The organism is Lacrimispora amygdalina, from assembly GCF_900205965.1.
Taxonomy (GTDB): domain Bacteria; phylum Bacillota; class Clostridia; order Lachnospirales; family Lachnospiraceae; genus Lacrimispora; species Lacrimispora amygdalina_A.
Map to the genome: position 1 here is coordinate 140,178 of NZ_OAOF01000002.1, position 23,552 is coordinate 163,729.

The window sequence follows — 23,552 nt, forward strand, 5'->3', positions numbered from 1 at the left end:
GTGAAACGGGCTGTGAAACCGCCCCTTTCCTACTGCAACTGAGTGATTACTTTTTCCGGCAGGTTCTTTAAATATTCTAATCCCTGTTCCCTGTCTTTTCGTATCTGTTCTTTTAACTGCTCAAGCCCCTCAAATTTCCGCTCCGGACGGATGAAGTGCAAAAGCTGTACCTCTATAGTCTTTCCATAAATATCCTGATTTATACCAAAAATGTAAGTTTCTGCACCAACGGGTGATTCCCCCTTAACAGTCGGCTTTCTTCCGATATTGGTGATTCCCCCGTAATAGGTGCCGTCAACATACACCCGGGATATATAAACGCCAAAAAGGGGCAGATGTTTTTGTGGCGGCGGAAGGATGTTGGCGGTTGGGAAACCCAGAACCGCTCCTCCGATATGATTGCCGTGTACTACCTCTCCATGGATGGCATAGGGTTCTCCCAGCAGTTCATTGGCTTTTTCCATGTTGCCAAGATCCAGCTGCTCTCTGATATAAGTACTGCTGATGTCCCGGTGCTCGTCCTGCTCCTTTGGAATCACGATCAGCTCATAGCCATACCGGTCCTTTAACTGTTCCAAAAGCGCTGCATTTCCGGCACCTTTATATCCGAAGGAACAGTCTGTTCCTACTACAATGGTTCTGGCATTCATCTGGCCGGACAGAATCCGTTTTACAAATTCCTCAGGTTCCATTCTGGCAGTTTCCTCTGTAAAGGGATATTCTACCAGATAATCAATCCCCGCTCTCTCCAGATTATTCTTTCTCTCCAGATTGGTGGTAATCACCTTCTGGGCAATCCCATTGACTAGCGTACCTGGAGACATGTCAAAGGTAAAGACTGCTGTCTTACAGCCTGTCTCCTTCCTGATTTCCAGCATCCGACCAAGCAGCTTTTTGTGACCTCTGTGACGTCCGTCAAATTTCCCCAGGGTCACCACAGCAGGCTCTTTGATCTGAAACTCTCTGGTTCCTGCAATATATTCCATTATCTGCTTCCTCCCAGAAAAACTTTCTGAGGCTTTAAAAGATTCCGTTCCCTGTTGGGTTCATAGATCCCGATAAACTCCATACTGCTGTCATAAACACGGACAGGACCGTCGGACATGGTATATTCACCTTCTGCCTGATTTTGCATAAATGGATTGCCGTTGTGAACCAGTTTGTCAAACTCCTCTTTCATTACCAGCTGCGGATAGGAGGAAAACACCTTGTCCACTGCAAGAATATGTTCTCCCAGGCTTCCTTCGTCCCGTAATTGTTCAATCCGGGAAAGTGTAAGGCTGTCTTTCACATAAAAATCTGATACCCGGGTTCTTAAAAGAGATTCCATACAGCCTCCGCACCCCAGTTTCTCACCAATATCATGACAGAGTGTTCGGATATAGGTGCCTTTGGAACAGCTGACTGTAATGGTGACTCTGGGAAGCTCCATCCGTTCTATGCGGATATCATAGATCTCCACAGGTCTGGCCTTCCGTTCTATCTCTTTTCCTGCTCTTGCCAGCTCATAAAGCTTCTTTCCATCCACTTTTAATGCCGAATACATGGGAGGAACCTGGTCATAGTGTCCCAGAAAGCTCATGACTGCAGCTTTCACCTCTTCATCCCCCGCCTCTACCAGACATGTATTTAGAATAGTTCCTGTGGTGTCCTGGGTATCGGTTACCATCCCAAGAAGCAGCACCGCCTCATAAGTCTTTGTTTTATCTGTCAACATGTCACACAGTTTGGTAGCCTTTCCCAGACAGACAGGAAGAACTCCTTCTGCCATTGGATCCAGTGTCCCTGTATGACCTATTTTTTTCTGTTTTAAAATACCTCTCATTTTCGCCACAACGTCATGAGAGGTAAAACCTTTTTCTTTATATACATTAATAATGCCGTCTGCCATTGCTTGTATCTCCTAATTAAGCTGCCTCGATATCTGATCCGACAGATTGTTGATCACATCGTGAATATTACCTGTCATGGTACAGCCGGCCGCTTTTTTATGTCCGCCCCCGCCGAAATAGACGGCAATTTTACTTACATCAAGGTCTGTAGTGGAACGCAGACTCACCTTATATTCCCTGCATGCAGTCTCATACATGAAAATCGCACACTCCACACCTTCTGTAATTCTTAGCTGGTCAATGATTCCATCCATATCGCCGCTGCCGACTCCATAGAAATCCATGTCTTTTTTGCTGATGGCACTGAAAATGCATCTGCCGCCATGAAATGTGATGCTTTCTAGCAGGGCTCTACCTAAAATCTGGTTCTGTATATAGGTTTTCCTGTAAAAGCTGTCATCGATGATGCTTGAATAGTTAATTCCCTTTTCCATCATCTTTCCTGCAATTTCCATGGTTTTTGCAGAGGTACAGTCGTATTTGAATACACCGGTATCATGGATAATTCCGGTATAGATGCATTCAGCCACCGCTTTACTGATCTTATTCTCATCAAGAAGACCAAATAGTACCTCGCAGGTAGAGCTTGCCTCCCCTTTGACTACATTTTCCGTTCCATATCCGGTGTTGGTGATATGGTGATCTACACACAGACTTTTCTTCGCTGCGTTTAAGTATTTGACCGCCTCGCCAAAACGAAGCGTATCACTGCTGTCTAAGCAGATACAAAGATCATAGCTCTGGTCTGTGCCAAAATCGCTGACAATGCGGTCAATATATTTTAAATATGCAAATTTAACGGAGGGCTTCTCTAAATAAACCACTGCGTCAATCTCCGGACAATTTTCTTCCAGATAATTATAAACTGCCAGACAGGAACCTACACAGTCCCCATCCGGTCTCACATGGCCAAGAATTGCCACGTTCTTCACATCTTTGAGAAATGCTTCAAGGAAACTCATAATGGCACCTCCTTACTCTTTGATGTCTTTCGTAACCTCGTCAATGAGTCTGGACATATTCACTCCATATTCAATGGACTGGTCCAGTATAAACTTAATTTCGGGTGTATTGCGAAGATTCACTCTCCGGGCAAGCTCCCGGCGGATATAGCCTTCTGCACTTTTCAGTCCTTCAATTGTTGCTTTTCCTGCTTCTTCATCGCCCAGAATACTGATATATGCCTTACAGAATTTTAAATCCGGAGTCACCTCAACTGCAACTACGGTTGTCATTGGGTGAATTCTGGGGTCCTTGATTTCCAGACGGATGATCTGGCTTAATTCTTTCTGCACTTCCATATTGATTCTGGTATTCTTTATACTGTTTTTACGCATCTTATTCCTTTCGCTGTCTGCCCGCATATTCAAAAAGACCAGCCCGGTAAAACGGGCTCATCTTTTGAACGTTCAGGGGAAGAGTTCCTAGCGCGGAACCTCCACCATGGCATATGCTTCAATCATGTCATCTTCCATAATATCATTAAATTTCTCAAATACAAGGCCGCACTCATATCCAGTTGCAACTTCTTTTACATCATCCTTAAATCTCTTTAGGGATGCAAGAGGTCCATCATAGATCTGCGCTCCCTGACGGGTGATGCGGACGCTACAGCCTCTCTGGAATTTACCGTCCATTACGTAGGAACCAGCGATGGTACCGACGCCGGATGCCTTAAAGGTCTGACGGACAACTGCGTGACCGATGATCTTCTCTTCAAAGACAGGATCTAACATACCCTTCATGGCAGATTCCACATCTTCGATGGCCTGATAAATTACCTTGTAAAGTCTTAAATCTACTTTTTCCCTGTCTGCAATTGATTTTGCCGTAACATCAGGTCTCACATTGAAACCGATGATAATAGCATTGGAAGCAGAAGCCAGGGCAACGTCGGATTCATTGATGGCACCAACTCCGCCATGAATCACCTTAACCATTACTTCCTCATTGGACAGTTTCACAAGACTCTGTTTTACTGCTTCTACAGAACCCTGAACATCTGCTTTAATAATCAGAGGAAGCTCTTTTACATTACCAGCTTTAATCTGGGTAAATAAGTCATCCAGTGAAAGCTTCGCTTTTGTATCTTCTAACAGACGGTTCTTTCCTTCAGAGATAAATGTTTCCGCAAAGTTTCTTGCTTCCTTCTCATTCTCTGTACCGATCAGAACATCACCTGCACCCGGAACATCGTTTAAGCCCAGGATCTCTACCGGAGTAGATGGACCTGCCTCTTTTACTCTCCGTCCCTTATCATCCATCATGGCACGGACTTTTCCGAAACAGGAGCCTGCAGTAACGGTGTCGCCTACATGAAGCGTACCCTTCTGCACCAGTACGGTGGCAACCGGTCCCTTGCCCTTATCAAGCTCTGCCTCAATGATGAGACCTCTTGCCCGGCGGTTTGGATTAGCTTTTAATTCTTTCACTTCTGCAGTAAGAAGAATCATCTCCAGAAGTTCTTTAATTCCGTCTTTTGTATGTGCGGATACAGGAACACATACGGTACTTCCGCCCCAGTCTTCCGGAATCAGTTCGTACTCAGAAAGCTCCTGCTTAACACGGTCAAGGTTTGCACTCGGCTTATCAATCTTATTGATGGCAACAATGATCTCTACCTCTGCTGCCTTTGCATGGTTGATTGCCTCGATTGTCTGAGGCATTACACCGTCATCTGCCGCTACAACCAGAATGGCGATATCGGTAGACTGGGCTCCTCTCATACGCATGGCTGTAAATGCTTCATGACCCGGTGTATCAAGGAATGTGATCTTCTGACCACTGACCTCCACCGTATAAGCACCGATATGCTGGGTAATACCGCCTGCCTCTCTGGAGGTGACATTGCTCTGCCGGATTGCATCAAGAAGAGAAGTTTTACCGTGGTCAACATGGCCCATAACGCAGACAACCGGCGGTCTGGAAACCATATCTTTCTCATCTTCTTCCTCTTCCTTGAGAAGCTCTTCAATCACATCGATCTTAATTTCCTTCTCACAGAGAACTTCATATTCCATCGCGATCTCTTCTGCCTGAGCAAAGTCGATTTCTGTGTTGAGGGTAACAATCTTGCCCTTTAAAAACAGCTTCTTTACGATGGCGGAAGGCTGAAGTTTCATCTTTTCTGCCAGCTCTTTTATGGTTAGAATCTCAGGTACGATAATGGTCTTGATTTCCTCAACTTTAGGTTCTACATGAACCGGCGGCAGAATCGGGGCTTTTCCACCCTTTGCTGCTGTTCTTCCCTTGCTGACGTCATCTTTGTCTCTCTTATCAAACCGGCCATTTTTATAGTTATTCTTCGTAGCTCTGTTACTGGTAGGCTTTGCCTGAATCGGAGTATCAAAACTTTTAGGTGCTCCGTCTCTGCTGGTACGTGCTCCCTGGGGTCTTCCACTGCGGTAATCACTATCTTTGTCATTCTGATAACCACCCTGCGGTCTTCCATACCCCTGACCCTGTGGTCTGTTTCCCTGGTAACCTCCCTGGCCCTGCGGTCTGTTTCCCTGGTAGCCGCCCTGACCCTGCGGTCTGTTTCCCTGGTAGCCGCCCTGGCCCTGCGGTCTGTTTCCCTGGTAGCCACCCTGACCCTGCGGTCTGTTTCCCTGGTAGCCGCCCTGGCCCTGCGGTCTGTTTCCCTGGTAACCTCCCTGGCCCTGCGGTCTGTTTCCCTGATAGCCGCCCTGACCCTGCGGTCTGTTTCCCTGGTAACCGCCCTGACCCTGTGGTCTTCCGTCGCGGTTTCCCTGATAGCCGCCCTGGCCCTGCGGTCTGTTTCCCTGGTAGCCGCCCTGACCCTGTGGTCTTCCGTCACGGTTTCCCTGGTAACCTCCCTGACCCTGTGGTCTTCCATCACGATTTCCCTGATAGCCGCCCTGCGGTCTGTTTCCCTGATAACCTCCCTGACCCTGCGGTCTTCCGTCACGGTTTCCCTGGTAGCCGCCCTGGCCCTGTGGTCTGTTTCCCTGGTAGCCACCCTGACCCTGTGGTCTTCCGTCTCGGTTTCCCTGGTAGCCGCCCTGGCCCTGTGGTCTGTTTCCCTGGTAGCCACCCTGACCCTGCGGTCTGTTTCCCTGGTAGCCACCCTGGCCCTGCGGTCTGTCTTCCCGGCTTCCAGTACTATGATCTCTTGAAGATCCGTCAGAGTTCTGCTGCGGTCTTGAGGATCCCTGACCCTGCGGTTTCATCTGTGCATTCTGTGGTCTGAATACAGCCGCTATTTTTTTCTTTGGTGCTTCTGAATCATCACTGTCCGCTGCTTCAGAACGTGCAGGTGAGGTTCCCCTGCTGCCCCCTACTTCCTTTTTCACAATTGCTGCCTGTTCATCGGTGATGTTTGAAGAACTCTTTAAATTTATGTTATGTTTTTCCAATATATCCAGTATCTCCTTACTCGTGTCTTTTCCCAGTTCTTTTGCCAGATCATATACTCTCATGCTTTCCTCCATTCTGTGCACATTCTGCAGCACATACCGGTAGATGTGAAGGATCATTCTCACACTGACTACCTGCATTTGTATTCATTAGTTTCTCGATTGCCTTTGCAAACCCATGATCCACAACAGCAAGAGACGCCCTCATCTCCTTACCCATAGCGTGACCCAGTTCTTCTTTTGCCGCAAAGAAGTACATCGGTACCTTATAGTAAGTACACATATTGGTAAACATCTTTCTTGTATTGTCTGAGGCTTCCTCAGAAACGATCACTAACGATGCTTTTCCTGCCTTAACGGATTTCTCAGTCATGAACTCTCCGCTCGAGATCTTCCCGGCTTTCGTCGCCAGGCCGATCAGATTCAGGATTTTCTGTCTGTTATCCAAACTGCTCCATCTCCCTTTCCAACGCTTCGTAAACTTCTTTTGGAATCGGCATTTTAAACGAACGCTCCAGCCCCTTGCTCTTTACTGCTTTTTTAAAGCATTCCATAGATGGGCATAAATATGCTCCCCGTCCATTCTTTCGTCCGGTTCCGTCAAGAACAAAACTGTCTTCTGAAGTTTTTAAAACACGTATCATCTCTTTTTTATTTTTCATCTCACCGCAACCGATACACTGTCTTTGCGGTACCTTTTTTGTGCTCACGTCTCCATCACATCCTAATCATTATTCCTGAAAGCTGCCTTCGGTCTCTTCCGGCTGATATTCGTTTTGATACTCTTCCTCGTAAGCTTCGCTGGTGTTAGCACTGTCCTGATATTCAAGGCCAAGCTCTTCAAATAGCCCCAGCTCTCTTGCCTGTGTTTCACTCTTGATATCAATCTTATATCCGGTAAGCCGTGCTGCAAGTCTTGCATTCTGGCCTTCCTTGCCGATTGCCAGTGACAGCTGGTAATCCGGTACGATCACCTGTGCCTCTTTGGATTCCTCATCAGCCACAACGCAGATGACCTTTGCAGGACTAAGTGCATTCTCAATTAAGTACGCCGGGTTATCATCCCAGTTGATAATATCAATTTTCTCTCCCCTCAGCTCATTCACGATGGAATTCACTCTTGCTCCGTTTAATCCAACGCATGCGCCTACCGGATCAACATTGGAATCGTTGGATTTAACGGCGATCTTGGTTCTGGAGCCGGCTTCTCTTGCGATTGCCTTAATCTCCACCGTACCGTCTTTGACTTCTGTAACCTCAGACTCAAACAGGCGTTTCACCAGGTCCGGGTGTGTCCTGGACACGGAAATTCTCGGTCCCTTGGGAGTATCCTTTACTTCCAGCACAAAAACCTTGATTCGTTCCGTTGCCTTGAATACTTCCCCCTTCACCATCTCTGTTTCATTTAAAATGGCGTCTACCTTGCCTAAATTGATGCTGACGTTTCTTCCCAGATATCTCTGCACAATTCCGGTAACAACTTCCCGTTCCTGGCAGTACCAGTCGTTATACAGTGATTTTCTGCCTTCCTCACGGATCTTCTGCAGAATCACGTTTTTCGCATTCTGTGTGGCAATTCTTCCGAACTTTTTCGAGTCTATAGGACAATGAATCACATCTCCGATATCGTATTTGGGATCTGTCATCTTCGCTTCTGCCAGGCTGATCTGCAACAGAGGATCTTCAACTGTCTCCACCACTTCTTTTTCTGCGATAACGTTAAAATCACAGGTATCACGGTTGATGCTGACTTTAATATTATCCGCTTTTCCAAAGTGGTTTTTGCACGCCGTAAGGAGAGAATTCTCAATGGCTTCCAACAGAGTCTCCTTGCTGATACTGTTCTCCTTTTCCAGAATATTCAGTGCTTCTAACAGTTCCTTATTCATTTTTTTATCCTCCTAATATCTCTTACTGTTTAGAAATCAAATGCCAGCCGGATGAGTGCGATCTCCGGTCGGTTGAGCGTAAGCTCTGTTCCATCTTCCTGGGCAATGGTCACAGTGTCCTTGTCATAGGATATCAGCGTTCCAGTGAAGTCCTTTTGTTTGTTCAAAGGCTTATACAGCTTAATGTCCACATCTTTACCAATGCTTCTATCATAGTCCTTATCTTTTTTTAAGGGTCTGCCAAGTCCCGGGGAACTGACCTCCAGAATATAGCTGTCTGCAATAAAATCCTTTTCATCCAGCCAGTCTCCCAGCTTCCTGCTTATGATTTCACAGTCGTCAACTGTAATTCCGCCTTCTTTATCAATATAAGCCCGTAAATACCAGTTTCCTGCTTCTTTTACATATTCCACGTCAACCAGTTCAAAATCGTTCTCTTTCATAAGGGGCATTAAAAAGCTTTCTGTTTTTGCCTCATACTCTTCTCTTTTAGCCATTTTCTTCCCACCTTTCCAAACAAAATTGAAAGAGTGGACTTGCGCCCACTCTCTATCCGTCAAACATGCTTGTTATCTTGAATAGTATAACACCCTTTTCCTGGTATTGCAAGAGTTTTTCTCATTTTTTCTGATTTTTCCAACTATTATTTGAATTTCTGAAATTGTTTCCCTACTGGTGAGGACAAAGTTTTCTTCACACTCCCTTTTATTGTACATATTATAACACTATATCAGAGTTAATTCTGTCAAATAAGGAGGACCCATGAAACCAAAACTGGAAGTTTCCGGGCTCAGTTACTCCTATCATTCCCTTGAGGGTGAGACACTGGCCCTTTCCAATATATCTTTTACTGCTGAAAACGGGGAATTCCTTGCTGTAGTCGGTCCCTCCGGCTGTGGGAAATCAACCCTGTTATCACTTTTATGCGGACTGCTGATTCCCGATGAGGGAAAGATCTTAATAGATGGTGTTCCTAAAGACGAATCGGAGGTTAATATCGGTTACATGCTGCAGCGTGACCATCTCTTTGAATGGCGCACAATTATGGGAAACGCAGAACTTGGACTGGAAATCCAGAATAAAAAAAACAGCTGCTCCAGAGAAAAGCTGCATCACATGCTTCATACTTACGGTCTTGGCAGTTTCGAAAATGCAAGACCGTCTGAACTGTCCGGCGGTATGCGCCAGCGTGCTGCACTGGTCCGCACACTGGCACTGGAGCCGGACCTTCTTTTATTAGATGAACCATTTTCCGCATTGGACTATCAGACCAGGCTGTCTGTCTGTGACGATATCAGCACCATTATAAAAAGCACTCGTAAAACTGCTATTTTAATTACTCATGACTTATCAGAGGCGATCAGTGTTGCCGACCGGGTAATAGTTCTGACGAAAAGGCCTGGCAGAATTAAGGCAATTGTTCCCACCTCATTCGGCGGTGAGAACATACGGCCTCTGGACCGCAGAAATATGCCGGAGTTTTCCGTATATTTTAATCAGGTATGGAAGGAGCTGCAGAATCATGATTGAGACACATCCTACCCTGGCCCAGCAGGCATTTATTGAGAAAGAAAAAATACACCGCAGAAACGTCAGAGTCTGGCGCTTTATGCTGCTGGTCCTTCTGCTCTCCGTCTGGGAATTATGTGCCAGACTTGGCATTATCAATGACTTTATTTTCAGCTCCCCATCAAGAGTTACCATCTGCTTTCTTGATATGGTAAAGGATAAAAGTATCTTTATGCACATAGGAGTCACCGTCATGGAAACACTGGTCAGCTTCGTACTGGTAGTCCTGTGCGGTTTCCTGATTGCAGTTCTTCTCTGGTCAAGCCGGAGCATATCCGAGGTTTTGGAGCCGTATCTGGTGATGTTAAACAGCCTTCCCAAATCTGCTCTTGCCCCCATTTTAATCGTATGGCTGGGGAATAACGTTAAGACAATTATTGTAGCTTCCATCTCTGTCGCTGTGTTTGGCTGCATCATGACTCTCCATACCGGATTTTCACAGACTGATCCTGATAAGATCAAGCTGATTTATTCACTGGGCGGAACGAAAAAAGATGTGCTGTTAAAAGTACTGCTCCCGGGGTCCGTCCCCCTTATTATCAGTAATATGAAGGTGAATATCGGGCTTTGTCTGGTAGGGGTGATTATCGGAGAATTCCTGGCAGCGAATAAAGGACTGGGATATTTAATTATTTACGGCAGCCAGGTGTTTAAGATGGATCTGGTTGTGATGAGTATTGTGATTCTTTGTATTGTTTCTGCTATTTTGTATCAGGGGATTTCGTTGCTGGAGAAAAAGATTCGTTTCTAAATTTATAACGTTATGAAAAAGGAGTTTTTACCAATTGGCGGATTCTATTTGGTAAAAACTCCTTAAATTATTGTCTGAATCCGGAATACCTGATTTCCAGTTCCCTGCAGCACTGCATAATTTATATTTACGGGGTATAGATGACTTCTTTCTTATTCTTATACCTCATGTATCCAATTTTCCGACCTTTTCTAATCCTATTGAGGACATAGCAGCCGTTACGTCCTTATTCATGCCCCGCCATTTTGAATTTGCGGGGCATAGATGTAATCTTTCTTCTAGGTATGCCCCTTTTCTTCAATTTTATGATCCCCTCTATACTATTTGGGGCATAGCAGCCGATACGTCTTTGCCTATGCCCCAGTTAAGGATAATCAAAACCAAAAATCCCCTGAACACTGACAACTATTACCTCTTTACCACAGTTCCATCCGGATAGCGGGCGAATCTTCCCATCTCTCTTTCATGAACCGGCTCATCATCAGGCCATGGCCAGCCTCCAAACTGTGTATTCTGGTAATCCTTATATGCATTTTGTATTTCCTGTTCGGTATTCATTACAAATGGTCCATATTGTGCGACCGGTTCATTGATTGGTTCCCCTTCCAGCAGTAACATATAACTGGTTTTATCACCATTTACCACTGTAATTGAATCTTCGCCTGAAAGCCTGATTCTGGAGGAAGGTTCAATATTTTGACCATCTATAGTAATGTAACTGGTTCCCTGATAGAAATACAGGTTACGGTTTAGGGTCTTAGAACCTGCAGCAATATGAAACTCTGCCTCAGGCTCCAGTTCCACAAGCTGGATTCCCACATGATTTTCTTCCCTTGCTGCCCATGAGTTTTTCGTTGGCTCCAGACTTTTTTTGTCTTCATATTTTCCGGCAATTAATCGGATGGTTGCTGTCTTTCCCTTTTCATTTGTATGCTTGATCACTGGAATATCTTCTGCCCATAGCATCTTGTAATCGGGTTCTGCGAACTTACTCGCTGCCGGTAAATTCAGCCAGATCTGAAATAATTCAAGGGGATTTTCCTTATCCTGATGAACCAGCGGAAACATCTCTACATGCTGGCAGCCCGCTCCGGTAGTCAGCCACTGGACGTCTCCATCTCCATAACGTCCCTCTGCTCCTTTGGAATCAAAATGATCTACAAGCCCTTCCAGTACAACCGTAACAGTCTCAAAACCACGGTGGGGGTGAACTGGAAATCCCGGAACCTTTTCTCCATGATACATACTAAAACCGTCTTTCCCGGAAAAATCATTCCCTATTCTTCTTCCTGCTAAAGAAACTGCAGGTCCCTGTACCTCATTCCCTGCCGGGAATTGGTCCTGATGATGCATGGTTGCCAGAAATGGACTGTCCATTCCCCATTGAAATCCTATTTTTTCAATTGTCTTTATCTTTTTACTCATTTCATTCACTCCTTGTCTTAACTTTTTTCAACAGATGCACTAACATTTCTTTTTCCGCTTCATTCAGTCCGGTAAAACTCTCTGCCAGATCTTCCACATGCCTGGGGAAAATCTCTTCAATTTTTTCTCTCCCTTTTTGTGTGATTGCAATAATACTGGACCTTTTATCATTGGGATTCGGATGTCTTTCTATCATGGAATCTTTTTCTAAGTTATTAATTACCACCGTCATGTTGCCGGAGGTAGAAAGTATACTCTCAATAATTTCGTTAATTGTTAAATCGCCTTTGTGGTACAATGCCTCCAGTACAGCAAATTGTGCTGAGGTAAGCCCCCCCTGGTTAAAGATGGCACCCGCTCTTCTGTGAAGTGCCTGGGTTGTTCTGCTAAGTCCGATAAATGCTTTTAAATTGATGTCATTTTCTTTTCCATAAGATATTGTGTTCTTTTTCATAGTTCAAATATATCACTAATTAGTGATATTGTCAATTGTAATTTTATCTATGAGGTCGGTCAATCGAATCTATGTAATTAATGTTATGTTGGAAATGTGGATTGAAATAATTTTCTGATCAGTTTTTTAATCCAGGAAACGGATTCTTAACACTATGCTTAAATAATATTACTAAAATAGCCCGCCATTATACTTTAATTGAGCAAAAATCATAATAATTAAACCACTGATGAAGCAGACTCCAAAAAATATCCATCCATAAAACGTATTTGTTATATAATCAACTGTACCTGTCAATATCATTCCGCCTCCCATTACAATACATGCTTTACCCATTTTTTCTGTGTATGGTTTCTTGTCCTTTTCAATCACTTTAGTATGGTGATAATCATGTATTAGCGTTATCTGCTCTTTTTTCCAGATGCGCCACCCCACAAAACTAAAAAATAAACCTATCAGTACCAGAATTATCAATTCAAACATATGCACCCTCTATTCTATCCAAATAATCTCTCGGAATCTCTAAGCCTTGATTCGCCCTTATGGTGCGCTTCCATAGTATCTTTTATTATTTTAACAGAAGCAACACTGTTCCAAACAAAATCTTTCTTACCTGCCACTAATAAAATATGAGCTTCCGTTTTCCTATTTTAATACGTGCCTTTTCTTTAAATCGGTCAGGCATCAGATTTCTTGATAATTCATAAGAAAGATAATAACCCGGAGGTAAATTAAAAATTTGGATTATGGTATTTTTAATAGACTCAATGAACGCCAGAATGGGAGATACAACTAAACAGGGTATCGGCATTCTCTCCAATGACCACGCTGAGGATATCGTATATATTCCCTGCCAGACATATGCTGAGGGAGAGACAGCTATCACTTTTTTTACCTTTTCATTCAGTGTCGATGTCAATAACGCCAATTCAGCTCCTCTTGAAAATCCCATAATCGATACATCAGCCGTTCCTGACATTTTACATAACCAATCAATTCCAGCATTTATATATTCAACTGGAATTAGTCTTAAAAAAGCAGGAAGTTCTTTTATTGGCTGAGGATCACCAGCCGGGCTGAAATACTGAAGACTAAGTACATTAAAACCTTTATTAGCCAGACATGCAGCAAACGGAAGCATAGGGTTTGCAACTCCTTCTGAACCGCCCAACAAAAGAATTGACTGTGTTTTCTCTTTATCTGAATGATAAAAGTAGTGTCCTGTAACAGGAGTAGTAACCCGTTTGTATTGTACCTCTTTATTGGTGAAATAACGTGTAAATGATTTTTCTATCTTCTCTCCACAACAAGTTACCGTTAAACTACATATTATATATTCTCTCGTAAAATCCCTTTCATATCGTATATTTTTAACTGGTTGCATTTCTTTACAAGATGCAAACAGCCCCATAGAATCTATTCCCTTATAATTTCCTTCAATAGGCGCAATTTTTGCTAAATTCACAATACCATTTTGATCTGTCTTGTATAATCCATATGATTTACAAGAGGCATCACACCAGGAATATTGTAATTTAAGTACAATGTTACATACCGTCTCTGATACCAATTCGGAAATAATAAAATTTAGTCGTTCATCAGCAATTTCCATTCTTCCTAAAATAGTTATATTCATCTGGATATTTTATCAAGCCACTTACTTGATATACCTCCTGTTTATATGGAATGAATCTTTTTTAAGTTTATATTTTATCAAAAAAGAAGTCAACAAAATATACCCTGTCTTATTCCGCAAAGTTCGACACAATATCTTATATACTACTGCTTATAACAATGCTTGACTTTCCCATACCTCAAGAGTATATTTTAACTCTATACGGTAATAACTAATTTTTCTACCGCAAATCTACTAATCAGGTGAATCGAACATGAATTCAAACTTTTTAAAGCAAAGCACCGAGCAGAGACGGGATCTCATTCTTAACGGCTCCGTCTTTACTACCATATTATTTCTATCTGTGCCCACACTTATGATGGGGCTTATCCAGTCCGCCATACCGGTCATAGATGGTTTGTTTCTAAACAATCTGGTAGGAACCAGGGCGGCCAGCGCCGTTACATACTGTACTCCCATTGTAAACATGATTTCTGCCCTGGCTCAGGGCGTGAGTGTGGCCGGTATGGCAATTATCGGTCAGTCCAATGGAAACGGGAATTTTAATAACAGCCGGAAGATATCCACACAAATCATTGTTTTTACTTTTTTGCTGGGCTTTGCACTTGCTCCTTTGCTGATTGCCCTTGCATTTCCCATATCCTCCCATGTAAATAAAGAAATTTCCCGCAATGTTTTTCTCTATCTTGCATTGAACGCCTGTGTGACGCCTTTTTCCTTCATGGAATCAATCTATAACTCCATAAAAAATGCCAACGGCAAGCCGGAGGATACATTTGTCCGGATGGTGATCATGCTGATTCTGAAAATTATTTTCAACGCCCTCTTTATTGCGGTATTCCACTGGGGTCTTGTGGGCTCTGTCATGGCATCCCTGGCATCAAACTTTTTAATAACAGGCTGGATGTATTATGAGTTATTCATTAAAAAAACAGGAGAACGCTTTGTTCTGGCAGGATTCCGGTTCGACTGGACCATTATTAACACCTTACTGCGCATCGGCTTTCCTGCCATGCTTTCCAGTCTGATGCTCAACCTGGGCTTCTTCCTGATCAACAATGAGGTAGAAAAATACGGAGCTATTGTTTTAAATGGACAGGGTATTGCCAATAACATTACATCCATATGTTTTATACTCCCCTCCTCCTTCGGTTCCGCAGTCACCACCATGGTTAGCATGAATATAGGCGCGAAACAGCCGGATAAAGCAAAAAAAGCATGTCTGGCTGGTTGTATCATAAGTGCTGTCACCGCTGCGCTCTTAATCGCACTGGTCGTGCCTCTTTCATCAAAACTTACGGTGCTGTTTACCAGGGATGCTTCTGTTCTTTCCGTTGCAAACCAGGCACTTCACATTTATACATATTCCGTAATCGGATTCGGCATTTGTATGGTTCAGCAGGGAGCATTCATCGGTCTGGGAAAGACTCGGATTACTCTCTTCATAAGCCTGTTGCGTGTATGGCTTCTGCGATACATATTTATCCTGGCAACAGAACACGTGCTGAGCTTTTATTCTGTGTTCTGGGGAAACTTATTTTCCAATTATATGGCTGCTCTCATTACTACCATTCTGATTTTGAAAGTAAAATGGGTCTCTGACATAAATGGGACATTATAAAATAAAAGATACGAAACTTGGAAGGAGCTTTCACCGCACAAAGACCATGCCGCAAAAGCTCCTTCTCTTTTATCCCGATTATGAATGATTTAACATAAATAAAATCTCATCTAAAATACAACCATATAACAAAACAATTATACTCATTATAATAACTGTAACCCGATAAGAAAAGATTTCAAATCTTTTTTTCCACTCAGACCAGTCTTTTTCTTTCTCCCTGTCTTTTCTTAAGATCGATACCGCACCGATTATCAGCCCTGCACTTCCCGCAGCAAATAAAACCGCTTTTATGCTTTCCAGAGCAGTGATCAGACTTCCACCTGATAAAATAAGACTAAAAATTCCGCTGATTATTACTAACACCATGCTTGCCAGGCTGCTGTATTTCAAACATTTATAAAAATCCGCTCCAACCTTCTTTATCTGCTTCATCATAAGAATCCTATTTATGATACAAGTGGCAGGCCACGAAATGTCCCTGCTCCACTTCGATTAATTCTGGCACTTCACATTTGCACAGATCCATTACCTTACGGCATCTGCCCTGGAATTTACAGCCTGGCGGCGTGTTAATAGGACTGGGAACATCCCCTTCCAGCATGATTCTCTGCCTGGTATCTTCGATTTTGGGGTCAGCAATGGGAATGGCTGACATTAATGCTTCCGTATAAGGATGGAGCGGATTATGATAAAGGACTTCTGATTCCGCAAGTTCAACCACGGACCCTAAATACATAACCGCAATCCGGTCTGAGATATGTTTTACCATTGCCAGATCATGGGCAATAAATAAATACGTCAGCTTCATTTCCTTTTGAAATTGAATCAGCATATTGGCAATCTGAGCCTGAATGGATACATCCAATGCGGATATTGGCTCATCGCACATTATAAATTTGGGTTCCACAGCCAGAGCTCTTGCAATTCCGATCCTCTGCCTCTGCCCGCCTGAAAATTCATGGATAAAACGGTTCGCATGTTCTTTATTTAAACCGACCAGTTCCAGAAGATGGGCAATCTTTTCATCTTTTTCCTGCTTTGTTTTCGCAAGACCATGAATTTCTATCCCCTCACCGATAATCTCTGCAACGGTCATTCGTGGATCCAGAGAAGCATAAGGGTCCTGGAAAATGATCTGCACTTCTTTATTAAAAGCCTTTTTATCTTTTCCTTTCAGCTTATGGACATTCTGCCCTTTGTAGTATACTTCCCCTTCCGACGCACGATACATGCCCACAACCGTACGTCCGCAGGTTGTTTTTCCACAGCCGGATTCCCCCACAAGACCTAAGGTTTCCCCTTCCTTTATGGAAAAAGAAACGTCATCTACCGCTTTTAAAACGTCATGTTTGCCGACATTAAAATATTTCTTTAAATGTTTTACCTCTAATATATCCTGATTACTCATTTTATTCACCCTCAGTTATGATCGCTCTGTCATCATGGAACATTTTTTTAATGGCTGCCGGTACTTCCTCATGGTGCAGCCAGCATCTTGTATGATGACCAGCTTCAAAATCAGTTGTTTCAGGCATCTCTTCCAGGCAGACATTCATACAATAATTACAGCGTTTGGCAAAAGGACAGCCCTTTGGAGGAGAAATAAGATCCGGTGGTGTTCCTTTGATGGTTTGCAGAAGCTGCTTGTTTTTCCACTCTAATTTGGGCACACTGCCAAGAAGAGCTAAGGTATACGGGTGCTGTGGATGATAGAAAATTTCTTCTCTTGTTCCGCTTTCCACCACCTGGCCTGCATACATTACCGCAACTTTATTTGCGGAACCTGCTACAACACCAAAATCATGGGTAATTAAAATAACAGCCGTGTTCAGTTTCTCTTTCAGACTTTTAATCAGCTCCATAATCTGTGCCTGAATCGTTACATCCAGAGCCGTCGTGGGTTCATCCGCAATCAGTATCTTCGGATTACAGGCAATGGCAATGGCAATCATTGCCCTTTGTCTCATACCGCCGGAAAATTCAAACGGGTATTGGTCAATTCTCTTTTCCGGATTGGGAATCCCCACTGCCTCTAATAACTGAATGGCTTCCTTTCTGGCCTCTTTTTTACTGATCTGCCTGTGCTGCACAATATTTTCAATAATCTGTTTTCCTATTTTCATGGTGGGATTTAAGGAAACCATGGCATCCTGGAAAATCATTGAGCATTCCCCGCCCCGAAAGGCTCTCTGCTCTTTTTTATTCATCTCCAATACATTCTTTCCCTGATAGAGAATCTTACTTTCCTTTTTGATTTCCCCCTGGGGCGCTTTCACAAGAGACATGATTGCTCTGGAGGTGACGCTTTTACCGCAACCTGATTCGCCTATAATCGCCAATACTTCTCCTGCTTTTACGTCAAAGGAAACACCTCTTACCGCCTGTACTTCTCCTGCATATGTATGAAAAGAAACTCTTAAATCTTCCACTTTTAATAAAGGTTCCTGACTCATTATAATTCCTCCTAGTCTCTAAGCTGTGGATCAAGGGCATCCCTTAAACCATCACCTAAAATATTAAATGACAATACGAGTAAACATAAAAGTAAGCTAGGATATAATAAATGAGACGGATAAAATGCCATAGCCTCCTGACCTGCTGACAGCAGTGTTCCCAGGCTGAACGCAGGGGGCTGAAGTCCGATTCCTAAAAAAGAAAGTACGGTTTCGTCAAAAATTATATAAGGAATGGAAGTAGCAAGATCCAGAATCAGTAAGCTTAACGTATTGGGAATTAAATGTCTCACAATGACTCTTCCGGAAGAGGCTCCTAACGCAGCAGAAGCCATAATATACTCGCTTTCCCTGAGTTTTAAAATCTGGCCTCTGACCATACGGGCTGTACTCGTCCAGTTGGTGATACATAATGCAAATAGTAAGGGGAGATAACCATTGCCTAATACCACTAAAATAATTAAAGTGACAATCAGATAAGGAATACTGTTTAATACCTCTACAATCCGCATCATGACATCATCGACTAATCCGCCCAGATATGCCATAACCGCACCGTAAATACAGCCGATCAGCACTTTCAGGCTTGCTGCCACAACAGCAACTATAATGGAAAATCTCAGGCCCTTCCACAAACGGGAAAAAAGGTCTCTTCCTAAATAATCCGTCCCCAGCCAGTAAGTCCTGCCTGGCGGCAGATTTTTAATTTCCGGCATCAAAGTTGTATAATTCTGTCCGCTTATTGCGGGGCCAATGATGGACATAACAAAAAGAACGATAAGTACAGCCATTGATAAAAGGGCCAATTTATTTTTCTTTAACCTTCTCCATGCATCCTGCCAGTAGCTGATGTTTGGTCTGACAACCTCATCAGCATCAAACTTCGACTGGTCAGCCAGTTCAAACCGTTTGTCTTCCAATGAATTCATCCTATTTCTCCTTTCCGTTATTTCCTGGCACCGATTTTAATTCGTGGATCAACGATACCGTATAAAATATCGGTAATCAGCATCGTTATAACCGTTATAACGGCATAAAATGTTGTTCCTGCCAGAACAATCGGAATATCTCTTGTCTGAACCGCTTCTATATAATACCGTCCCATTCCGGGAATGGAGAAAACTCGTTCTATGAACAGAGAACCCGTCAGAATACTCGCCACAGTTGTGGGCAGTACAGTAATAATAGGAATAAATGAATTACGCACTACATGGTTTTTCACAATCTGCACCTCAGAAAGTCCTTTTGATCTTGCTGTAAGAGTATATTCCTGATTAATACTTTCCAGCATACTGGTTTTGGTCAGTCTGGAATAATAGGCAATAAAGCTGCAGGAACCGGCAATGGTTGGAAGGATTGTATACTTCCAGCCTCCAAACCACAGCTCTTTTCCTTTCGGCCAGCCAATGATGGGCAGTTTAAACAGATCTCCATTTGCACAATATTTTTGAAGCAGAAGTGATATTACCAGCGAAGGCATGGATACCAGAATCATGGCACCGACCAATATCAGCTTATCTAAGTAACTTCCCCGTTTCATTGCTGCGATAATCCCCAATAAAATCCCGACAGTCACGCCCAATAAAATCTGCTGAATACTAAGCCTGACCGTTACCGGAAGCTTCGCCTTCAGATTTTTTGCAAATGTTTCTCCTGGTCTGATGATCGATTCTCCAAAGTCACCCTTTACAATCAGCCCCTTCATAGTAATCACATAACGCTGAACGACAGGTTTATCATATCCATATTTTTCAATAATCTTTGTCTGCACCGTTTGCGGTAATTTGGCAATCTTTGAAGTCAGTGCATTTCCAGGGATTGCTGCCAGCAAAAAGAAGGTAGCTGTCACAATCAAAAACAAGGTAATCAGCATTTCCAATACTCTCCGGACGATGTATCTTGCCATATTCATTCTCCTAATCTATCAAGGATACCAAAAGCACACCGACTTTTGCCGATGCGCTATTGGGTATCACCTTAAGTCTGTTTATTCTTCCACAATATAAGCATATTTGAATTCAAATTTTCCGCCAAAAACAGGATATTGGAAATTATGAAGACGGTTATTGATATAACTATGTTTATCGCGATAAAGCAGAGGTTTGATTGCAGCATCGTCCTTGATCAAGATACTCTCCGCTTCCCCATACAGTTTCATACGTTTGTCATTGTCCTGTTCTGTTGCCAGCTGATCCAGAATCTGATCATACTTTTCACTGGAATACTTACCGTAGTTACTGCCTCCGCCGGTTCTGAAGATATCAATAAATGTCATCGGATCATTATAATCTGCTCCCCATACCTGCATACAGAGGTCAAACTCACCTGCTAACTGAGCTGCATTTGCAAGTCCGAAGTCGCCGACAATATTGAGATTTACTTTAACGCCTAAATTATCCTGTATCCGCTGTACGACGTATTGTTCAATGTCTTTTTCAATTGTTGTCTCACCATAGCCTAAGAACTGAAGCGTGATCGTGCTTAAATCATCGGTATCTTTCCCAAGTTCCTTTAATCCTTCATGGAATAACGCCTTTAATTTTTCCGGATTATTCGCATACTCGCTATATTCCTCTTTAATCGGTTCTGCTACTTCCGAACGATATTCTTTGTCCCCTACTTTAATATTAGGCGTAACAAGTCCGTAAGCTGCCGTATATCTGCTATTATAGACAGAATCAATAAATGTCTGGCTGTCAAAGGTGTAAGCAACTGCTTTTCTTATCTTTGAATTCTGCATGATACCACTGGGGCATGATTCCTGTGTGTTAAATGCAAAATACTGGGAAGCAACATCTCCATCCGTATAAAGCTGGCATTTGCCTTCACTGGCCGCCTCATCCCATTTTTTTAAATAATCACCGGAAGCTGCAACAAAATCTAACTGGCCTGCTTCAAACAACTGGAACTGGGTAGCTGTTTCATCTACCTGCTGTAAGTCAACTTCATCCAGGTAAACATGTTCTGCATCCCAATACTCCGGATTCTTTACAAAAACAGTGCTTTGGTTTGCTGTATATTCCTTAACCATAAACGGTCCGCAGGATAAAGTCTGTGTTGCATCGGTACCATATGTATCGCCATACTTTTCAATATTATCCACACGGATCGGATTAAACATTGTATAGGCTAATTTATCAATAAAATAAGGTTCTGGTGCTTCAAGGGTAAATTTCAGGGTATAATCATCAACCGCTTCTACGCCCACTTCATCAAAACCACATTTCCCATTGTAATAGTTCTCTGCATTCTTAATCGGGAAAGCAAAAAATGCATAAGGACATGCCAAATCTACATTCAGCACTCTTTCTACTGCGTCTTTATACTGGCTTGCAACTACTTCCACCCCATCCGACCATTTATTCTTTCTTAAATGAAACGTATAGGTCAGACCGTCGTCGGAAATTTCATATTTTTCGCATCCTGTATTCTCCAGAACACCCTTATTTTCTCGGAATAAGCCTTCGCAGGTTGCTAAGAAAAACGAACCTGACTCAGAATCTCCAACCTGTGCGGTGTCAAACGTAACCACATTAAATTGCATGCCATGTGCAACCTGCTCTGCTGCAAGTGTCTCTCCGTTTGGTCCTTTTTTTCCACTCTCTGCTGTTTTCTGTGTACCTGCATTATCCCCGCCTGCAGACGTTCCGGCAGAACCGCCGCAACCGGCTAAACTGGCTGCGACCAGTCCTGCTGCCATTAACACACTAAAAAATCTTTTTAATTTCATTTTTATCCATCCCTTTCACTTCATTTTTATAGTTTCAGCGACCCGCTTCACGAGCCGCGTACTATACAGCTAAGCTTTTGTCATATACAGTGATTCCAGTTTCTCAACGATTTTCTTCACACAACCATCTTCAAACGGGCTGTCTAACCCAACTTCTTTCAGCATATTTGTAAAGAAGTCACTGGCTGATAAATTACAAAGCTTTAAATAACTGTCCCAGGCTTCCTGGTAATTTTCATCCATTCTGATTTTAAACTGGAATGCGCAGATCTGTGCAATACAGTAATCAATATAATAGAAGGGATCATCATAAATGTGAGGCTGTTTTTGCCAGAATCCCCCTTTTTCAAAGTAAGGAAATCCCGCATAATCCATATGAGGCCGATACTGGGATTCCAGCTTTTTCCATGCCTCATGTCTTTGGGCAGGAGTCATCTGAGGATTTTCATAAACAATGTGCTGGAATTCATCCACCATACAGCCATATGGAATAAAGATAGCAGCATCCTCCAGATGCATAAAACGGTAATCATCGGTTCTGTTTCCAAAAAACTGATTCATCCAGGGTTCTGTGAAAAATTCCATTGACATGGAATGAATCTCTGCTGTTTCCATAGTGATATCCGAATGTTCTTTAATCGGATCCTTTCCTGAAAGATAGCCCTGGAACGCATGACCGCATTCATGAGTAATTACATTAATGTCTCCACTGGTCCCGTTAAAATTTGCAAAAATAAAAGGAGCGTTGTAATCTGGCAGATATGTCATATACCCGCCGGCCCGTTTCTTCTTTCTGCCCAGTACGTCAAATAATTCATTTTCGGACATAAAATCGAAGAACTCTTTCGTCTCTTTCGATAATTCCCCATACATCTTCTGAGCACAGGCCATAATTTCTTCCGGAGATCCAATTGGCTGCGGATTTCCATTGGCAAAGTAAACGCCTTCATCGATACAGGATAATTTTTTAAGGCCTAACCGTTTTTTTCTTCTCTCATGAAGCTTCCCGGCAAATGGTACAAAGTATTCCTTTACCTGTTTTCTGAAATTTTCCACCATATCCTTGTCATAGCAATTTCTCTTTACACGGTCATAGCCGGTTTCCACAAAAGTATCATAACCTAATTCGTCGGCCTGTTTTGTGCGGTTCTTCACTAATTCATCATAGATGGAATCCAGTTTTTCTCCATTGGCTTCAAAAAAGGCGCAGTATTTAGTATATGCTTTCTCCCTTACCTGTCTGTCCTTATGGGTCAGATATTTTCTTAATAGTGAGAGATTCAGCGTCTCCCCCTCCCAGTCGATTTCTGCACTGGCGATCAGCTTGTCGTATGCCGTTGTCAGCGCATTTTCTTCCTGCTTAAGCGGTATCAGCTTTTTATCAAATGATCTGATGTTAAGCTGAATGTTTTTAAATGCAACAGTACCGATCTTCTCCTCTAAATAGGATCTATAGGGAGATTCGTACATCTGCCGTGCATATATAACATTCATATCAATCAGTTCTGGCTCTATTTCATCATAATAACTCTGTTCTTTTTCATAAAACGGATCAGTCGTATCAATATCATGTCTGATTTTTGCAATGGTGACCATGGTTTCAATTTCATCTTTGAATTTATAGTACTTTTTATGAACCTGAAACTGGGCTTCACCACTTTCTGCATTGGCAAATTCATTCATGAGCTCCTGGAACCGGACCTTTTTTTCTTCCATATCCACTCTTTGATAGGGCATCTCTTTAAACTTCATT

At 42.9% G+C, this 23,552-nt stretch carries 22 protein-coding genes and 1 pseudogene; 3 read left to right on the forward strand and 20 right to left on the reverse strand.

Annotation, left to right across the window (positions count from 1 at the left end; translation table 11 throughout):
* Positions 1–29: 29 nt before the first annotated feature.
* The 9 genes and pseudogenes from CRO04_RS03400 to rimP form a co-directional block, all read right to left on the reverse strand.
* Positions 30–986 (reverse strand): bifunctional riboflavin kinase/FAD synthetase, encoded by a 957-nt coding sequence (locus tag CRO04_RS03400; protein ID WP_097002824.1) that lies wholly within the window; start codon positions 984–986, stop codon positions 30–32.
* Positions 986–1,891 carry a tRNA pseudouridine(55) synthase TruB gene (gene truB / locus CRO04_RS03405; protein WP_097002825.1) on the reverse strand — a complete coding sequence of 302 codons (906 nt, stop codon included), beginning with the start codon at positions 1,889–1,891 and terminating at the stop codon, positions 986–988. Before truB ends, CRO04_RS03400 begins: the two co-directional genes overlap by 1 nt.
* A gap of 12 nt (positions 1,892–1,903) precedes the next feature.
* Complete coding sequence (locus CRO04_RS03410; protein ID WP_097002826.1) at positions 1,904–2,854, reverse strand: DHH family phosphoesterase; 951 nt, start codon at positions 2,852–2,854, stop codon at positions 1,904–1,906.
* A 12-nt stretch (positions 2,855–2,866) separates the two neighbouring features.
* Positions 2,867–3,229, reverse strand: coding sequence for a 30S ribosome-binding factor RbfA (rbfA, locus tag CRO04_RS03415; RefSeq protein WP_097003092.1), 363 nt, complete (start codon positions 3,227–3,229; stop codon positions 2,867–2,869).
* An 87-nt stretch (positions 3,230–3,316) separates the two neighbouring features.
* Complete coding sequence (gene infB, locus CRO04_RS03420; protein WP_097002827.1) at positions 3,317–6,331, reverse strand: translation initiation factor IF-2; 3,015 nt, start codon at positions 6,329–6,331, stop codon at positions 3,317–3,319.
* Between the two features lie 55 nt (positions 6,332–6,386).
* A pseudogene (locus tag CRO04_RS03425) lies at positions 6,387–6,716 on the reverse strand (L7Ae/L30e/S12e/Gadd45 family ribosomal protein); the annotation flags it as partial.
* Complete coding sequence (rnpM, locus tag CRO04_RS03430; protein WP_097002829.1) at positions 6,709–6,978, reverse strand: RNase P modulator RnpM; 270 nt, start codon at positions 6,976–6,978, stop codon at positions 6,709–6,711. The gene rnpM and the pseudogene CRO04_RS03425, both read right to left, overlap by 8 nt.
* 21 nt (positions 6,979–6,999) lie before the next feature.
* Positions 7,000–8,157 carry a transcription termination factor NusA gene (nusA, locus tag CRO04_RS03435; RefSeq protein WP_097002830.1) on the reverse strand — a complete coding sequence of 386 codons (1,158 nt, stop codon included), beginning with the start codon at positions 8,155–8,157 and terminating at the stop codon, positions 7,000–7,002.
* Between the two features lie 29 nt (positions 8,158–8,186).
* Positions 8,187–8,654 (reverse strand): ribosome maturation factor RimP, encoded by a 468-nt coding sequence (gene rimP / locus CRO04_RS03440; protein WP_097002831.1) that lies wholly within the window; start codon positions 8,652–8,654, stop codon positions 8,187–8,189.
* Positions 8,655–8,919: 265 nt separating this feature from the next.
* Between rimP and CRO04_RS03445 the strand changes: the two genes are divergently transcribed.
* Positions 8,920–9,687 (forward strand): ABC transporter ATP-binding protein, encoded by a 768-nt coding sequence (locus CRO04_RS03445; protein ID WP_097002832.1) that lies wholly within the window; start codon positions 8,920–8,922, stop codon positions 9,685–9,687.
* Positions 9,680–10,477: an ABC transporter permease gene (locus CRO04_RS03450; protein WP_097002833.1), complete on the forward strand. Its 798-nt coding sequence runs from the start codon at positions 9,680–9,682 to the stop codon at positions 10,475–10,477. The genes CRO04_RS03445 and CRO04_RS03450 overlap by 8 nt, the downstream gene beginning before the upstream one ends.
* Positions 10,478–10,885: 408 nt before the next feature.
* Here the strand turns inward: CRO04_RS03450 and CRO04_RS03455 are convergent, their stop codons facing one another.
* The 4 genes from CRO04_RS03455 to CRO04_RS03470 form a co-directional block, all read right to left on the reverse strand.
* The gene (locus CRO04_RS03455; RefSeq protein ID WP_097002834.1) at positions 10,886–11,902 is read right to left on the reverse strand and encodes a pirin family protein; all 1,017 of its coding nucleotides are present in this window, start codon (positions 11,900–11,902) and stop codon (positions 10,886–10,888) included.
* A gap of 1 nt (position 11,903) precedes the next feature.
* Positions 11,904–12,356, reverse strand: a complete 453-nt coding sequence (locus CRO04_RS03460; RefSeq protein ID WP_097002835.1) for a MarR family winged helix-turn-helix transcriptional regulator — start codon at positions 12,354–12,356, stop codon at positions 11,904–11,906.
* Positions 12,357–12,527: 171 nt separating this feature from the next.
* Positions 12,528–12,839 (reverse strand): DUF3784 domain-containing protein, encoded by a 312-nt coding sequence (locus CRO04_RS03465; RefSeq protein ID WP_097002836.1) that lies wholly within the window; start codon positions 12,837–12,839, stop codon positions 12,528–12,530.
* Positions 12,840–12,975: 136 nt separating this feature from the next.
* Positions 12,976–13,968: an acyl-CoA thioesterase/BAAT N-terminal domain-containing protein gene (locus tag CRO04_RS03470; RefSeq protein ID WP_166432459.1), complete on the reverse strand. Its 993-nt coding sequence runs from the start codon at positions 13,966–13,968 to the stop codon at positions 12,976–12,978.
* Between the two features lie 277 nt (positions 13,969–14,245).
* Between CRO04_RS03470 and CRO04_RS03475 the strand changes: the two genes are divergently transcribed.
* A complete protein-coding gene (locus CRO04_RS03475) occupies positions 14,246–15,613 on the forward strand; it encodes an MATE family efflux transporter (protein ID WP_097002838.1) in 1,368 nt (455 codons plus the stop codon).
* Positions 15,614–15,691: 78 nt separating this feature from the next.
* Here CRO04_RS03475 and CRO04_RS03480 read toward each other — a convergent pair whose 3' ends face one another.
* From CRO04_RS03480 to CRO04_RS03510, 7 genes are all read right to left on the reverse strand, one after another.
* Positions 15,692–16,051, reverse strand: a complete 360-nt coding sequence (locus CRO04_RS03480) for a hypothetical protein (RefSeq protein WP_141400936.1) — start codon at positions 16,049–16,051, stop codon at positions 15,692–15,694.
* A gap of 7 nt (positions 16,052–16,058) precedes the next feature.
* Entirely contained in the window at positions 16,059–17,024 is a 966-nt protein-coding gene (locus CRO04_RS03485; protein ID WP_097002840.1) for an ABC transporter ATP-binding protein, read from the reverse strand.
* A 1-nt stretch (position 17,025) separates the two neighbouring features.
* Entirely contained in the window at positions 17,026–18,069 is a 1,044-nt protein-coding gene (locus CRO04_RS03490) for an ABC transporter ATP-binding protein (RefSeq protein ID WP_097002841.1), read from the reverse strand.
* Positions 18,070–18,080: 11 nt separating this feature from the next.
* Complete coding sequence (locus CRO04_RS03495) at positions 18,081–18,998, reverse strand: ABC transporter permease (RefSeq protein WP_097002842.1); 918 nt, start codon at positions 18,996–18,998, stop codon at positions 18,081–18,083.
* Between the two features lie 17 nt (positions 18,999–19,015).
* Positions 19,016–19,975 carry an ABC transporter permease gene (locus CRO04_RS03500; RefSeq protein ID WP_097002843.1) on the reverse strand — a complete coding sequence of 320 codons (960 nt, stop codon included), beginning with the start codon at positions 19,973–19,975 and terminating at the stop codon, positions 19,016–19,018.
* Between the two features lie 81 nt (positions 19,976–20,056).
* Positions 20,057–21,799: a peptide ABC transporter substrate-binding protein gene (locus CRO04_RS03505; RefSeq protein ID WP_097002844.1), complete on the reverse strand. Its 1,743-nt coding sequence runs from the start codon at positions 21,797–21,799 to the stop codon at positions 20,057–20,059.
* 69 nt (positions 21,800–21,868) lie between these two features.
* Positions 21,869–23,551, reverse strand: a complete 1,683-nt coding sequence (locus CRO04_RS03510; protein ID WP_097002845.1) for a M3 family oligoendopeptidase — start codon at positions 23,549–23,551, stop codon at positions 21,869–21,871.
* Between the last annotated feature and the right edge of the window lies 1 nt (position 23,552).